The organism is Neisseria sp. P0001.S007 (assembly GCF_051963655.1).
Lineage (GTDB): Bacteria > Pseudomonadota > Gammaproteobacteria > Burkholderiales > Neisseriaceae > Neisseria > Neisseria subflava_A.
Window position 1 is genome coordinate 38,335 of the sequence record NZ_JBQCUB010000004.1, and the last position, 13,854, is coordinate 52,188.

A 13,854-nucleotide genomic window follows, 5' to 3' on the forward strand; every position below is an offset into this window, starting at 1 on the left:
AAAGGCAAACCTGTTTCAGGTTTGCCTTTTTGTTTGTGAAATCGGTTTATGCGGAAATAATGTAAATTTTAAAATTACTTAATATAAACAATGTGATATGTGAAATTTCTGGATTAAGTGTTTGAAATTATGTATAATTCTGTCTGAATTTTTATAAGGCTTAAGGCCGTCTGAAAAGATTTATCAGGAGTAAAAGATTATGATGACATTGTATTCAGGTATTACTTGTCCATTCAGCCAACGTTGCCGTTTTGTGCTGTACGAAAAAGGCATGGATTTTGAAATCAAAGATGTGGACGTGTTCAACAAACCTGAAGACTTGGCTTTGATGAATCCGTATAACCAAGTACCGGTTCTGGTTGAGCGTGATTTGATTTTGCACGAATCAAACATTATCAACGAATACATTGACGAGCGTTTCCCTCATCCTCAGTTGATGCCGGGTGATCCTGTTATGCGCGGTCGCGGCCGTTTGGTGCTGTACCGTATGGAAAAAGAATTGTTCAGCTTGGTACAAGTGTTGGAAAACCCTGAATCTACCAATAAAGAACAAGCTAAAGCGCGTGAAGCCATTGGCAATGGTTTGACACTGTTGGCACCGTCTTTTACTAAAAACAAATATATCTTGGGCGACGACTTTTCCATGATTGATGTTGCCTTGTCTCCGCTGTTGTGGCGTTTGGACTATTACGACATCAAACTGGGTAAATCTGCTGCGCCTTTGCTGAAGTACGCCGAGCGGATTTTCCAACGCGAAGCCTTTATTGAAGCATTGACGCCGGCTGAAAAAGCCATGCGTCGTTAAGGGACAGATCTATGGCAACTTCAACCAAACCGTATTTGTTGCGTGCTTTGTATGAATGGTGTTTGGATAATAACCAAATACCGCATATCGTAGCTTGGGTAAATGAACATACCCGTGTGCCGATGCAGTATGTGCGTGACAATGAAATTGTTTTAAATATTGGTCCTACCGCCAGCCATAACTTGAATATCGACAATGAATGGGTCAATTTCTCTGCACGTTTTTCCGGTGTAGCGCACGAGATTTGGATTCCGGTCGGTCATATTGTCAGTATATTTGGCCGCGAAAGTGGAGAGGGTATGGGTTTTGAGATAGAACCATATCAGCCTGCTTCTGTTGAAGCTGCGGAGGCCGAAGATAAAAAAGTTGAATCTGCGGAAGAAAAACCAAAAAAAGTATTGAAGCTTGTGAAGTAATTAAAAGATAAAAGGCCGTCTGAAATATTTCAGACGGCCTTTATTGATTGGGTATTGAAATGGCTTAATGAATGAGCAATCAGTTATTAATCAAACCAAACAAAAAAGCTCTTGCGTTTAACAAGAGCTTTTTTGTTTAGTGGTGGAGGTAAGCGGGATCGAACCGCTGACCTCTTGCATGCCATGCAAGCGCTCTACCAACTGAGCTATACCCCCGAAATTTGGTGGCGAATCAGGGACTCGAACCCCGGACACAAGGATTATGATTCCTCTGCTCTAACCGACTGAGCTAATTCGCCGTTTCGTGAAGTCGCTATTATAGTTTTTTTTGAATATTTGGCAAGCGCTAATTTTGATTTTTTTTATTTCTTATTGTTTTTAAAAAATAAAAAGTAGGTTGTCAGGCTATAGCTTATGGCAAATATCGCCGTGGCTGAAGCCTGTCCAATCGATATCGATGTCTTTGCCAAAAGCGGTTACTTTAAAAAGTTCGCCCATTTCGTGCTGATGTATCAGTTTCTGTACTGCGGCGGCGGCTTGGATATATTCAATCGAATCCGGGCTGCCGATTTGTGCCAGCAAATCGGTGATGCCGAGATTGAGCAGGAAATAAGATTGGGGCAGGTAGCCGATTAAATCCAAACCTGATTCTGTCCCTGCGCGTGCGATATCGGTGAAATTGACGTGCGCAGTCAAATCGGTCAGGCCGATATTGAAAAACGGATCATGGATAGTGTGGTGGCGATAGTGGCCGATAAATGTGCCTTCCTTACGTTGCGGATGGTAATACTGAGCGGCGTCGAAGCCGTAATCGATAAATATCATGCCGCCGCGCTGCAATTTGGCGGCCAGGGTTTGGATAAAGGCATATTGTGCTGGATGCAGCTCACTTGTGTATGAAGGGAGGGGAGGGAAATACAAGGCGGCTGTTTGTATCAGTTCGGCTTGGGCCAATGGTCTGATGGCTTCGATTAGCTCGTCATTCTCTAGGCTGACGCCGATTTGTTGAAATCCTTCATCTTGATAAATTAAGCGTTCAACCGGCATGGCATCCAATACTTCGTTGCCGATGATGATGCCGTCAAAGTGTTCGGGTAATGTGGTGAGGTGGATGACTTTTGCGGCTGCTTCGGGAGATGTGTGCTCAAGAATGTGTTGACGTTGTCTCTCTGCAAGCTCTGCCGATAGCTCGATAATGTAGTAATGATTCAGGCCGTCTGAAAGATTTTGCAAGAGTGTGGTGGCGAGATGGCCTGTGCCTGCACCAAATTCATAGATATTGCCTGCTGTTTGCGGCAGTAATTCGGCAAGTTGTTTGGCAAGGGTTTGTCCGAATAGGGGGGAGAGGGTGGGGGCAGTAATGAAGTCGCCGTCTGTGCCGATTTTATGGCTGCCTCCGCTGTAATAGCCGTATTGAGGTGTGTAAAGGGCAAGTTCCATAAAACGGGAGAAAGGTATCCAGTTTTGATGTTGTTCAATTTCGTCTTTTATGAGCTTAGTCAGGTGTGCTGAAGAGGCTTGTGCATCAGTGGAAGGAAGGGGGAGTTGTGGCTTCATGACTGTTAGATAATGTAAAAAATTTGAATTTGTTTGTATATTATAGCCTCTTGTGAGAGGGGTGGTAATCGGGTGTAAAAATACTATATGTAGTACTTTAAAAACATAAACAATACTAGATATGGTGTTTTATGCCGTATAAAATAGCTGGCATATTAATTTGTCATGCATTTTTATATATATAAGCTATTGAATTTTAAGTATTTAGTGTTTCATTTCAGATAAAGGGTTGATTTGACCTGATTGCCAAAATTTCTTATAGTGTCGGTTAGTGGGGCATAGTGGGTGAAAGTGGTTACTTTTTCCTAAAAAGTGTTCCGTAGAAGTGAAAACGAAATATTTTAGGAAGGTGGGATTTTTAATCCCACTCTAGTTTTATTTTAATCGAATTTGGGGTGTGATGTGTTTGGCGGTGCTCATGAATTGAGTATGGACAGTAAAGGGCGGTTGGCGATTCCTGCCAAATTCCGCGATATTTTGCTGCGCCGTTATACGCCTGCAATTGTGGTCACACTGGATTCCCGAAAAAAATTATTGATGTACCCCGAGCCCGTTTGGGAAGAAAAAGCCGAGCAGATTCTGAAGTTGAAAGTAGCCGGCAATGAATCTTTGCAACGGTATCAAAATCTGCTGCTGCACAATGCTGAGATTTTGGAGTGGGACAGCGCCGGACGCGTTTTGATTCCGGCCAATCTGCGTAAACGTGTGGATTTTGAAAAAGAAGTTACTTTGGTTGGCCGTGCAAACCGTATGGAGTTGTGGGGCCGCGAACATTGGGAAGAGGAAATGAATCAGGCTTTGGATATCGATCCTGATGAATTGGCTTTCCAATTGAGTCAAACGGATTTGCAATTGTGAGTAAAGTTGAAAATTATCAGCATGTTACTGTCTTGTTGCATGAGGCAGTGGACGCGTTGGCAATCCGTGAAGACGGGATTTATGTGGACGGTACGTTCGGTAGGGGAGGGCATTCCCGGCTGATTTTGTCGCGTTTGGGTGAGCAGGGTCGTTTGGTTGTTTTTGATAAAGACCCCGAGGCGATTGCGGTAGCAAATGAGCTGGCGGCGCAAGATAAACGTGTCAGTGTCGTACACAATGGTTTTGAAACATTTCAGACGGCCTTGGATGAATTAGGCATCGATAAGATTGACGGTGCGCTTTTTGATTTGGGGATTTCGTCGCCGCAAATTGACGATGGCAGCCGCGGATTCAGTTTCCGCTTTGATGCGCCGTTGGATATGCGGATGGATCCGACTCGCGGGATGTCTGCGGCAGAATGGATTGCAACCGCATCCGAACAGGATTTACACGAGGTAATTAAGAATTATGGTGAAGAGCGGTTTAGTCGCCAGATTGCGCGCGCCATTGTTGCGCAACGCGAGGAGAGTCCCATCGATACAACCCGCAAGCTGGCGCAGCTTGTGGCGCAAAACGTCCGTACTCGTGAGCGCGGACAAGACCCTGCAACGCGCACCTTCCAAGCAGTTCGCATCTTTATTAACCGCGAGCTCGAAGAGGTAGAGGCAGTTTTGCCGCAGGTTGCAGGCCGTCTGAAAGAGGGTGGGCGCTTGGCTGTCATTGCGTTCCATTCGCTGGAAGACAGAATTGTGAAACAGTTTATTAAAAAATATTCGCAACATGCGCCATTGCCCCGTTGGGCAGTGGTTAAGGAAGCGGATTTGCCTCAGCCGCCTTTGAAGGCTGTGGGCAAAGCAATCAAACCGGGTTCGACAGAGACTGAAGCCAATCCGCGTGCGCGCAGTGCAGTTTTGCGTGTGGCGGAGCGCAGTAGCGGCGAATTTTCGGTTATTGAGTAGGGGATGGCGTCTAAACGCTGTCGTAAGAGATAATCCTGTTGACAGGCCGTCTGAAAGTTTGAGATGGGTAAGTTGAATATTTTATTGCTGGTTTTGGTGACGGTCTCAGCCTTTGCCGTAGTGTTTAAGCAAAACCAGTCCCGTTTGCATTTTATCGAGTTGGATAAGGCACAAAAACGGGAAATTCAGTTGGAACAGGATTACGCGCGCTTGAAATTGGAGCAAGCAAGATTGGCAAACCACAAACTGATTAAAGTGGCGGCCGAAAAGCAACATCTGCTTCCACCGGGTGCGCATAATACGGCTATGCTGGAACGCAAAAAATAAGAATATAGAGCCTTGCATTGGTGCAAGATTTACGGGATTTGATGGCTCACTGAGCAGCTAAGTCATGAGAAGTTCAACATGTTAATTAAGAACGAATATAAACCTCAAATGCTGTCTGGAACAACAAAAACGAAAAAGCCGCTGACAAGTAACGGGCGAATCGGTTTGGTGCTGGGCGCTGTTGCGCTGGCATTTACCGGTCTGTTGGTACGCGGGGTTTATTTGCAAACCAGTCAGCATGAATTTTTGAAAAATCAGGGCGACCAACGTTTTGTGCGTACGCTTCCGCTGCCGGCATCACGCGGTATGATTACCGACCGCAATGGTGCCACATTGGCTTTGAGTGCGCCTACCGAATCATTGTATGCCATGCCTTCCGGTATGGAGGAAATGCCGACTGACGAGCAGTTGGAAAAATTGTCGGCCATTGCCGATGTCCCTGTTGAAGTTTTGAAAAATAAATTGTCTAAAAAAGACAAAGGTTTTATCTACCTGAAACGTCAACTCAGCTACGAGAAAGCAGAAGAAATCAAAGCATTGGGCATTAAAGGCATTGCATTCCAAAAAGAATTGAAACGCCATTACCCGATGGGCAATCTGTTTGCGCACGTTATCGGTTTTACCAATATCGACGGCAAAGGTCAGGAGGGCTTGGAGCTTTCCCGTGAAGACAGCCTGCGCGGTGAAGATGGTGCGAAAGTTGTATTGCGTGACAACAAAGGCAATATCGTAGACAGCCTCGACTCTCCACGCAACAGCGTGCCTAAAAACGGCCAAGACATGATTTTGTCTTTAGATCAGCGTATTCAGACGCTGGGGTATGACGAGTTGAACAAGGCTGTGGCTTATCATAAAGCCAAAGCGGGTACGGTTGTGGTATTGGATGCGCAAACCGGCGAGATTTTGGCGTTGGTCAACAGCCCGGCTTACGATCCGAATCAACCGGGTCAAGCCAATAGCGAACAGCGCCGCAACCGCGCCGTAACCGACATGATTGAACCCGGTTCTGCCATGAAACCGTTTACCATTGCCAAAGCATTGGATTCCGGAAAAGTGGATGCAACCGACACATTTAATACCCTGCCGTACAAAATCGGTCCGGCTACCGTACAAGATACCCACGTTTATCCTACTTTGGATGTTCGTGGCATTATGCAAAAATCTTCCAACGTCGGTACCAGTAAACTTTCTGCCATGTTTACGCCTAAAGAAATGTACGATTTCTATCATGATTTAGGTGTGGGCGTGCGTATGCATTCAGGCTTTCCTGGTGAGACTGCAGGTTTGTTGAGAAGCTGGCGCAGATGGCAAAAAATCGAACAGGCAACTATGTCTTTCGGTTATGGCCTGCAATTAAGCCTATTGCAATTGGCGCGAGCTTATACTGTCTTGACCCATGACGGCGAATTGTTGCCGGTCAGCTTTGAAAAACAAGCGGTTGCACCTAAAGGCAAGCGCGTGATCAAAGCCTCTACTGCGAAAAAAGTGCGCGAGTTGATGGTTTCCGTTACTGAAGCCGGCGGTACTGGTACTGCCGGTGCTGTGGATGGTTTCGACGTAGGTGCGAAAACCGGTACGGCGCGTAAACTGGTCAATGGCCGTTATGTGGACAACAAACACGTCGGTACGTTCATCGGTTTTGCTCCGGCTAAAAATCCACGCGTGATTGTGGCCGTTACCATCGATGAACCGACTGCCAACGGCTATTACGGCGGCGTGGTTGCCGGTCCCGTATTCAAAGAAGTTATGAGCGGAAGCTTGAACATCTTGGGCGTTTCCCCGACCAAGCCTTTAAGTAATACCGCTACTGTCAAAGTACCGTCATAATCCAAACAATCAAAGAGATATTGTTTATGTTCAGCAAGCTAACCCCCTTGGCTGAAACCAACTTTCCGCCTCTGCTGTGTGAAAACGCAGCAGGGCGTTTGTTGCATTCAGACAGCCGACAAATTAAACAGGGTGACATTTTCGTTGCCTGTCAGGGCGAATATACAGACGGCCGCAGCTATATTCCTGCCGCCATTGCCAACGGTGCCACCTTTGTTTTTTGGGATGATGACGGCAAATTCACATGGAATCCTGAATGGAAGGTTCCTAATCAAGGCATTAAAGATCTGAAACATCGTGCCGGTATGTTGGCGGCACAGGTTTACGGCAATGTTTCAGACGGCCTTAAAGTTTGGGGCGTAACCGGTACCAACGGTAAAACCTCTATCACACAATGGCTGGCGCAAGCTGCTGATCTGTTGGGCGAAAAAACCACTATTATCGGCACAGTCGGCAACGGCTTTTGGGGCGCATTGGAAGAGACCACGCATACCACGCCTGCCCCTGTCGATGTCCAAACTCTGCTCTACCGCTTCCGTCAGCAAGGCGCAACAGCCGCTGCGATGGAAGTTTCCAGTCACGGCCTTGACCAATCGCGCGTCAACGGCGTGCCATTCCGCAGCGCAATCTTCACTAATCTTACCCGTGACCACCTCGACTATCACGGCACCATGGAAGCCTATGGTGCCATCAAATCGCGCCTGTTCTACTGGCATGGTCTGCAACACGCCATCATCAATGTCGATGATGAATACGGCGCAGAACTCGCAGGCCGTCTGAAAAAAGACTGTCCCGATTTAGCCGTTTACGGCTATGGTTTCAGCGAACACGCTGATATCCGCATTACCGATTTCACCGCTTCATCAGACGGCATGGAAGCCGTATGCCAAACACCATGGGGCGAAGGAAAATGCCGTACCCGTCTGCTCGGACGGTTCAACGCGCAAAACCTCGCCGCCTGCATCGCCTTATTGTGTGCCAACGGCTATCCGCTTGATAAAGTATTAGATGTGCTGGCAAAAATCCGTCCCGCCTCAGGCCGCATGGACTGCATCATGAACAGCGGAAAGCCCTTGGTCGTCGTCGATTACGCCCACACGCCTGACGCATTGGAAAAAGCACTTTCCACTTTGCAGGAAATCAAACCGCAGGGCGCGGCTTTGTGGTGCGTATTCGGCTGCGGCGGCAACCGAGATCGCGGTAAACGCCCATTGATGGGCGCGGCAGCAGTTCAGGGTGCCGATAAAGTGGTGGTTACCAGCGACAACCCGCGCTTGGAAAATCCGCAAGACATCATCAACGATATTCTGCCTGCCGTGCCTAATCCTGAACGCGTCGAAGTTGATCGCGCTATTGCCATCCGTTATGCGGTTGAGCAGGCTGCCACGAACGACATCATTCTAATTGCCGGTAAAGGGCATGAAAACTATCAGGATGTACAAGGCGTGAAGCACCATTTCTCCGATTTTGAAATCGCAGAAAAAGCATTGGCAGAGCGCGGTTAAGCCATAACGCAAATATTCAGACGGCCCGAAACCTCAAGGCTGTCTGAAAAAGATTTAAACCTATACAATAAAAGCAATACGACACACGCATTACGGCACGTCAGCCATTAAACCCATCACAGTTGTTTGTTCCAGAAGACTTTTTAACAAGGCCGTCTGAACAACAAGGAGACCGATTTGATGCTGAAAATGCCGACAAAAACCTTATTAATCAGTGCAGCCGTAGTTTTATTCGCAGGCTGTACAACCAAACAACTTCCGCGCCCCGGTGCCGAAATTGAACAATTGAGGGCGCAACAGCCTCCGGCCGAGCAAAGCCTGCCCAATCCTGTTAAAGGCAAACGTTTTGACGATACTTGGGGCGCAGCGCGCAGTCAGGGGCGCAGGCATGAAGGTGTGGATATTTTTGCTAAGAAAAACACGCCGATACGCAGTACGACGCCCGGCATCGTCACCAAAATTGGGCGCAACCGATTGGGTGGTAAAGTTATCGGTATTCAAGGGCCGGGTGCGTGGCATTACTATGCCCATCTGAATAAATTTGCCCGTATCCGCCTGTATGAGCGAGTAAAAGAAGGGCAGGTCATCGGCTATGTCGGTAAAACCGGCAACGCCAGGACTACACCGGCCCACCTGCATTACGGCGTGTATCTGCCAAGCGGTGCGATTAATCCGTATCCGTTAATTAATCAGGACAAATAGGTCGTCTGATAAATAAGGTGCGCAATATAAGGGAGGCGCTTTTGGGTATTTTCAAAGGTTGATGTGTTTTTTCAGACGACTTCTTGCTCGTTATGCTGTTCTCCGACTGTTATACGCAGGTTCAATCTCGGTATCTCATGAGTAAAACTGTGGTATGACAAGGCTTTTTTAATATTACAGAAATAAATTAAATGATTGATTTTCAAGAAGCTTTGCTGAAGAAATATGTGGAGATTTTAAACAAGCCGGAGTATCAGGATTTGTTGCATGCAATTAACAATAAGGACAATAAATTGTCCAATATCCATTTGGGCTTTGTCCCTGAACATTATGAAAGCGCAGAACACAAAATTTTGATTGTCGGCAGAGAAACACGCAGTTGGTACGATAGTAAGAAATTTGATGAATATCATGCCGAAAATGTAAGGCAACTGATGTCGTTAAGCAAAGATTTTATTTGGCGGAATTTGACTGGAGATTTAAAAAGAAACACAAGAGGGGCTACATTTTTCAATTTCGTCCGCAGGGTTGCCAAGCGAAGTGGGAACGAAGGCATCTTATGGGCTAATATTTTTGCGGTGGACTATAAAACTAAACATCCTAAGCATTCGGATTGGTTCGAAGATATAAAAACACTTTTCTGTAAATTACTGCGTGCCCAAATTGAAATTTTAAAGCCACAGATTATTCTTTTCGTAAGCGGAGACGGCGGCGTAGCGGCGCGGAGGGAGTGCTTTCCTGATTTGTCCGGCTCGGGTCAAGGCATAAACGGCTTGAATAAGGGAAAACTGGAAAAATTTTCTTTTGAAGGTGATAAGGAAATAATATGTTACCGAGCACCTCATCCCAGTACCAGAAATCGAGAAGGAAGGCACGCTTTAAAGGTGCTTGTCGAAGAGTTGCTGCCTTCTGCCAAAATGTAAAATGCCTTTACAATAAAATGCCTGTTTGAAAAAAACAAACGAAAGAAACCATGAAACCACTAGACCTAAATTTCATCTGCCAAACTCTCGGCCTTCCGATGCAGTCTGAAAATCAATCCGTTTCGCGTATTGTTACAGACAGCCGTGATATTCAGGACGGCGATGTATTTTTCGCGCTTGCCGGTGAGCGTTTTGACGCGCATGACTTTGTTGAAGATGTGTTGGCAGCGGGGGCAACGGCAGTTGTGGTTTCGCGCGAAGATTGTGCGGCTTTGAAAGGCGCGTTGAAGGTTGACGATACACTTGCGGCTTTGCAAAAACTGGCGAAGGCGTGGCGTGAAAATGTGAATCCGTTTTTCTTTGGCATTACCGGCTCTTCCGGTAAAACGACGGTTAAAGAGATGTTGGCCGGCGTATTGCGTCATCGATTCGGTGATGAAGCTGTGTTGGCGACAGCCGGCAATTTCAACAATCATATCGGCTTGCCACTGACTTTGTTGAAGTTGAACGAAAAACACCGCTATGCCGTCATTGAAATGGGTATGAACCATTTTGGCGAATTGTCTTTGCTGACCCGAATTGCCGGTCCGAATGTTGCTCTGGTCAATAACGCCTTGCGTGCGCATGTCGGTTGTGGTTTTGATGGCGTCGGCGATATTGCTAAAGCAAAAAGTGAAATCTACGAAGGTTTGCTTTCAGACGGCATTGCGCTGATTCCGTGCGAAGATGCCAATATCGCTACATTTGAAGCTGCTACTGCGCAATTGAACGCTCAGACTTTCGGCGTTGCCAGTGGCGATGTCCATGCAGAAAATATTGAGTTGAAACCGTTGTCCTGCGAATTTGATTTGGTGCGTGGCAATGAACGTGTTGCCGTGGTGTTGCCAGTCCCCGGCCGTCACAATGTGCATAATGCCGTAGCAGCGGCTGCTCTGGCTTTGGAGGCAGGTTTGAGCCTTGCCGAAGTTTCAGACGGCCTGAAAAATTTCAGCAATATCAAAGGCCGTCTGAATATCAAGCAAGGCATTAAAGATGCAACTTTGATTGACGATACTTATAATGCCAACCCCGACAGCATGAAAGCCGCCATTGATGTGCTCGCCGCTATGCCTGCGCCGCGTATTTTTGTGATGGGCGACATGGGCGAATTGAGCGAGGACGAAGCCGCCGCCATGCACGCCGAAGTTGGTGCGTATGCACGGGATAAAGGCATCGAGGCCGCATATTTTGTCGGCGACAACAGCGTTGAAGCAGCGGAAACGTTTGGAGCGGAAGGTTTGTGGTTTGCTGACAAAGATCCGCTGATTCAAGTGTTGAGCCACGACTTGCCTGAACGCGCTACTGTATTGGTTAAGGGCTCGCGCTTTATGAAGATGGAAGAAGTGATTGAGGCGTTGGCAGCAACAACCGCGTAAATGGCCGTCTGAAATATGAAAAAGATTTTACTATTGACTGGTTTGCTGATTGCCGCGTTTTATGCCGGAATGAAAGTACAGGCATTTATCTATGAAGATACCTGCTTGGATTTAGGCGGCGGAAAGAATCCCGGAAACTATCCGATTTGCGTGGTAGAGAAATAATCTTACTCAATAAGGCCGTCTGAAATTTCAGACGGCATACCGATTTATTTTTAATTGGGCAATAAGCCCACTGTAACAACAAAAACAAAAAAGGAAGCCCCATGTTTTTATGGCTCGCACATTTCAGTAACTGGTTAACCGGTCTGAATATTTTTCAATACACCACATTTCGTGCCGTGATGGCTGCGCTGACTGCTTTGGCGTTTTCTCTATTGCTTGGTCCGTGGACCATCCGCAAGCTGACTGCGCTTAAAGTCGGCCAAGCCGTCCGTACCGACGGCCCTCAAACCCACCTGATCAAAAACGGTACGCCAACCATGGGCGGCTCGCTGATTTTGACCGCCATTACCGTGTCCACAATCTTGTGGGGCAACTGGGCAAATCCTTATATCTGGATTCTCTTAGGCGTCTTGCTTGCTACCGGCGCACTCGGTTTTTACGACGATTGGCGCAAAGTGGTTTATAAAGACCCTAACGGCGTGTCTGCCAAATTTAAAATGGTGTGGCAGTCCAGCGTTGCCATCATTGCCGGTTTGGCGTTGTTCTACCTAGCGACAAATTCCGCCAACAATATCCTGATTGTTCCCTTCTTCAAACAAGTTGCCTTGCCGCTTGGCGTAGTCGGCTTCTTGGTATTGTCCTACCTGACCATCGTCGGCACATCCAATGCCGTTAACCTGACCGATGGTTTGGACGGCTTGGCCGCATTCCCCGTTGTACTTGTCGCAGCCGGTCTTGCCATCTTTGCTTATGCCAGCGGACACTCCCAATTTGCACAATACCTGCAATTGCCTTACGTTGCGGGTGCGAACGAAGTGGTGATTTTCTGTACCGCCATGTGTGGCGCGTGTCTCGGCTTTTTGTGGTTTAACGCTTATCCGGCACAAGTCTTTATGGGCGATGTCGGCGCACTCGCGCTTGGCGCGGCACTCGGTACCGTTGCCGTCATCATCCGCCAAGAATTTGTCCTCGTCATCATGGGCGGCCTGTTTGTTGTTGAAGCCATTTCCGTTATGTTGCAAGTCGGTTGGTACAAACGCACCAAAAAACGCATCTTCCTGATGGCGCCGATTCATCATCATTACGAACAAAAAGGCTGGAAAGAAACCCAAGTCGTCGTCCGTTTCTGGATTATCACCATCGTCTTGGTGTTAATCGGCTTGAGTACCCTCAAAATCCGCTAAATCTCCAAAGGCCGTCTGAAACTTTCAGACGGCCATTATGTAAGGTAAGCATGCTTGCCTGAATCCTACGTCTCAAAATAAATCCCGTAATAATCCACACAGAAAGTCCCCAAACATGTACCAATCTTTTGGTGGTGCAACCGGCATCCGCACCCTGACCGACCGTTTCTACGACTTGATGGAACTCGAACCGCAATACCGCGCCCTGCGCCAGATGCACGGCGAAGACATGACCCTGATACGCGAAAAGCTCTACGAATTTTTTAGCGGCTGGCTCGGGGGACCGCAACTTTTTGTCGAAAAATACGGCCATCCTCAACTGCGCGCCCGCCATATGCCTTTTGCCGTCAACGTACAAGTCCGCAACGAATGGATCGCCTGCTTTGCCCAAGCCATGAGCGAACTGGACATCGACAAAGTACTTGCTGAGCCGGTGTTAATCCAAGTTTTTGCCATGGCAGATTGGTGCCGTAACCAAAACGAAGACGGTATCGAACCGCCTATGCCGCCGATGGCGGTTGACCCATGGGTGCGCGCACCGGAATTGCAGCAGATTTTGAGTAGCTACGGTGTAAATAGCTTTTTTAAGGAATTTGCTGGCTAAAGGCCGTCTGAAACTTCTTGGATAAAACAGAAACAATAATTTGAAAGAAATGGATTTTAGAATGAATAAATTATTAAAAAAAATGATGGTAGCCCTGTTATCTTTTGGCTTGGCGCAGGCAGTTTGGGCGGATAATATGCCGAATTTTCAGAAAACGCTTCAAGCTGCGAAGCAAGGGAATGTCGATGCCCAATATAATTTGGGCGTGATGTATGCCATCGGGCAAGGCGTCCCTCAAGACGATGCACAGGCAGTGCAGTGGTATCGGCAGGCTGCAGAACAAGGGGATGCCCAAGCCCAAAGTAATTTGGGTCTGATGTATTACAAAGGTGAAGGCGTCCGTCAAGACTATGCCGAAGCGTTCAGATGGTATCGTAAGGCAGCGGAGCAGGGATTAGTCCAAGCACAATATAATTTGGGTGATATGTATAACCAAGGGCGAGGCGTCCGTCAAGACTATGCCGAAGCGTTCAGATGGTATCGTAAGGCAGCGGAGCAGGGATTAGTCCAAGCCCAAACCGATTTGGGCAATGGGTATGCACAAGGGCAAGGCGTCCGTCAAGACTATGCACAGGCGGTGCAGTGGTATCGCAAGGCGGCAGAACAA

At 47.4% G+C, this 13,854-nt stretch carries 15 protein-coding genes and 2 tRNA genes; 14 read left to right on the forward strand and 3 right to left on the reverse strand.

Translation table 11 applies throughout. The features are described from left to right. The first annotated feature begins 199 nt into the window (after positions 1-199). Positions 200-805, forward strand: a complete 606-nt coding sequence (locus ACTHRE_RS05320; protein ID WP_039861850.1) for a glutathione S-transferase N-terminal domain-containing protein — start codon at positions 200-202, stop codon at positions 803-805. Positions 806-816: 11 nt separating this feature from the next. Then, positions 817-1,221 carry a ClpXP protease specificity-enhancing factor gene (locus tag ACTHRE_RS05325; protein ID WP_377072606.1) on the forward strand — a complete coding sequence of 135 codons (405 nt, stop codon included), beginning with the start codon at positions 817-819 and terminating at the stop codon, positions 1,219-1,221. A gap of 140 nt (positions 1,222-1,361) precedes the next feature. Here the strand turns inward: ACTHRE_RS05325 and ACTHRE_RS05330 are convergent. The 3 genes from ACTHRE_RS05330 to ACTHRE_RS05340 all read right to left on the reverse strand — a co-directional run bounded on the left by ACTHRE_RS05330 (position 1,362) and on the right by ACTHRE_RS05340 (position 2,778). Continuing rightward, a tRNA-Ala gene (locus tag ACTHRE_RS05330) sits at positions 1,362-1,437 on the reverse strand. 6 nt (positions 1,438-1,443) lie between these two features. Beyond that, positions 1,444-1,520, reverse strand: a tRNA-Met gene (locus ACTHRE_RS05335). Positions 1,521-1,626: 106 nt separating this feature from the next. Next, positions 1,627-2,778 (reverse strand): class I SAM-dependent methyltransferase, encoded by a 1,152-nt coding sequence (locus ACTHRE_RS05340; RefSeq protein WP_440344906.1) that lies wholly within the window; start codon positions 2,776-2,778, stop codon positions 1,627-1,629. 402 nt (positions 2,779-3,180) lie between these two features. Here ACTHRE_RS05340 and mraZ point away from each other — a divergent pair, with 402 nt between their 5' ends. From mraZ to ACTHRE_RS05400, 12 genes are all read left to right on the forward strand, one after another. Continuing rightward, positions 3,181-3,636, forward strand: coding sequence for a division/cell wall cluster transcriptional repressor MraZ (gene mraZ, locus ACTHRE_RS05345; RefSeq protein ID WP_003748265.1), 456 nt, complete (start codon positions 3,181-3,183; stop codon positions 3,634-3,636). Beyond that, complete coding sequence (gene rsmH, locus ACTHRE_RS05350) at positions 3,633-4,595, forward strand: 16S rRNA (cytosine(1402)-N(4))-methyltransferase RsmH (RefSeq protein ID WP_070585193.1); 963 nt, start codon at positions 3,633-3,635, stop codon at positions 4,593-4,595. The genes mraZ and rsmH overlap by 4 nt, the downstream gene beginning before the upstream one ends. A gap of 63 nt (positions 4,596-4,658) precedes the next feature. Further along, entirely contained in the window at positions 4,659-4,922 is a 264-nt protein-coding gene (gene ftsL, locus ACTHRE_RS05355) for a cell division protein FtsL (protein WP_003681879.1), read from the forward strand. 78 nt (positions 4,923-5,000) lie between these two features. Further along, complete coding sequence (locus tag ACTHRE_RS05360; RefSeq protein WP_440344905.1) at positions 5,001-6,749, forward strand: peptidoglycan D,D-transpeptidase FtsI family protein; 1,749 nt, start codon at positions 5,001-5,003, stop codon at positions 6,747-6,749. 26 nt (positions 6,750-6,775) lie between these two features. After that, positions 6,776-8,254, forward strand: a complete 1,479-nt coding sequence (locus ACTHRE_RS05365) for a UDP-N-acetylmuramoyl-L-alanyl-D-glutamate--2,6-diaminopimelate ligase (RefSeq protein ID WP_440344904.1) — start codon at positions 6,776-6,778, stop codon at positions 8,252-8,254. 180 nt (positions 8,255-8,434) lie between these two features. Continuing rightward, positions 8,435-8,956, forward strand: a complete 522-nt coding sequence (locus ACTHRE_RS05370) for a M23 family metallopeptidase (protein ID WP_440344908.1) — start codon at positions 8,435-8,437, stop codon at positions 8,954-8,956. Between the two features lie 191 nt (positions 8,957-9,147). Continuing rightward, positions 9,148-9,879 (forward strand): hypothetical protein, encoded by a 732-nt coding sequence (locus tag ACTHRE_RS05375; protein WP_440344903.1) that lies wholly within the window; start codon positions 9,148-9,150, stop codon positions 9,877-9,879. Between the two features lie 50 nt (positions 9,880-9,929). Beyond that, entirely contained in the window at positions 9,930-11,294 is a 1,365-nt protein-coding gene (locus tag ACTHRE_RS05380) for a UDP-N-acetylmuramoyl-tripeptide--D-alanyl-D-alanine ligase (RefSeq protein WP_440344902.1), read from the forward strand. Positions 11,295-11,309: 15 nt separating this feature from the next. Further along, complete coding sequence (locus tag ACTHRE_RS05385) at positions 11,310-11,459, forward strand: hypothetical protein (protein ID WP_049335337.1); 150 nt, start codon at positions 11,310-11,312, stop codon at positions 11,457-11,459. Positions 11,460-11,560: 101 nt separating this feature from the next. Then, positions 11,561-12,643 (forward strand): phospho-N-acetylmuramoyl-pentapeptide-transferase, encoded by a 1,083-nt coding sequence (gene mraY, locus ACTHRE_RS05390; protein WP_004518887.1) that lies wholly within the window; start codon positions 11,561-11,563, stop codon positions 12,641-12,643. A gap of 115 nt (positions 12,644-12,758) precedes the next feature. Next, positions 12,759-13,247, forward strand: a complete 489-nt coding sequence (locus ACTHRE_RS05395; RefSeq protein WP_070459561.1) for a group II truncated hemoglobin — start codon at positions 12,759-12,761, stop codon at positions 13,245-13,247. A gap of 61 nt (positions 13,248-13,308) precedes the next feature. After that, positions 13,309-13,854 (forward strand): tetratricopeptide repeat protein (locus tag ACTHRE_RS05400; RefSeq protein WP_440344901.1); only part of this gene is annotated, 546 nt, incomplete at its 3' end.

What these genes read in the sequence shown, in the direction of transcription:
- ACTHRE_RS05320 (WP_039861850.1), top strand. Translation starts at nt 200, where the DNA reads ATGATGACATTGTATTCAGGTATTACTTGTCCATTCAGCCAACGTTGC.
- ACTHRE_RS05325 (WP_377072606.1), top strand. Translation starts at nt 817, where the DNA reads ATGGCAACTTCAACCAAACCGTATTTGTTGCGTGCTTTGTATGAATGG.
- ACTHRE_RS05340 (WP_440344906.1), bottom strand. Translation starts at nt 2,778, where the DNA reads ATGAAGCCACAACTCCCCCTTCCTTCCACTGATGCACAAGCCTCTTCA.
- ftsL (WP_003681879.1), top strand. Translation starts at nt 4,659, where the DNA reads ATGGGTAAGTTGAATATTTTATTGCTGGTTTTGGTGACGGTCTCAGCC.
- ACTHRE_RS05360 (WP_440344905.1), top strand. Translation starts at nt 5,001, where the DNA reads ATGTTAATTAAGAACGAATATAAACCTCAAATGCTGTCTGGAACAACA.
- ACTHRE_RS05365 (WP_440344904.1), top strand. Translation starts at nt 6,776, where the DNA reads ATGTTCAGCAAGCTAACCCCCTTGGCTGAAACCAACTTTCCGCCTCTG.
- ACTHRE_RS05370 (WP_440344908.1), top strand. Translation starts at nt 8,435, where the DNA reads ATGCTGAAAATGCCGACAAAAACCTTATTAATCAGTGCAGCCGTAGTT.
- ACTHRE_RS05375 (WP_440344903.1), top strand. Translation starts at nt 9,148, where the DNA reads ATGATTGATTTTCAAGAAGCTTTGCTGAAGAAATATGTGGAGATTTTA.
- ACTHRE_RS05380 (WP_440344902.1), top strand. Translation starts at nt 9,930, where the DNA reads ATGAAACCACTAGACCTAAATTTCATCTGCCAAACTCTCGGCCTTCCG.
- ACTHRE_RS05385 (WP_049335337.1), top strand. Translation starts at nt 11,310, where the DNA reads ATGAAAAAGATTTTACTATTGACTGGTTTGCTGATTGCCGCGTTTTAT.
- mraY (WP_004518887.1), top strand. Translation starts at nt 11,561, where the DNA reads ATGTTTTTATGGCTCGCACATTTCAGTAACTGGTTAACCGGTCTGAAT.
- ACTHRE_RS05395 (WP_070459561.1), top strand. Translation starts at nt 12,759, where the DNA reads ATGTACCAATCTTTTGGTGGTGCAACCGGCATCCGCACCCTGACCGAC.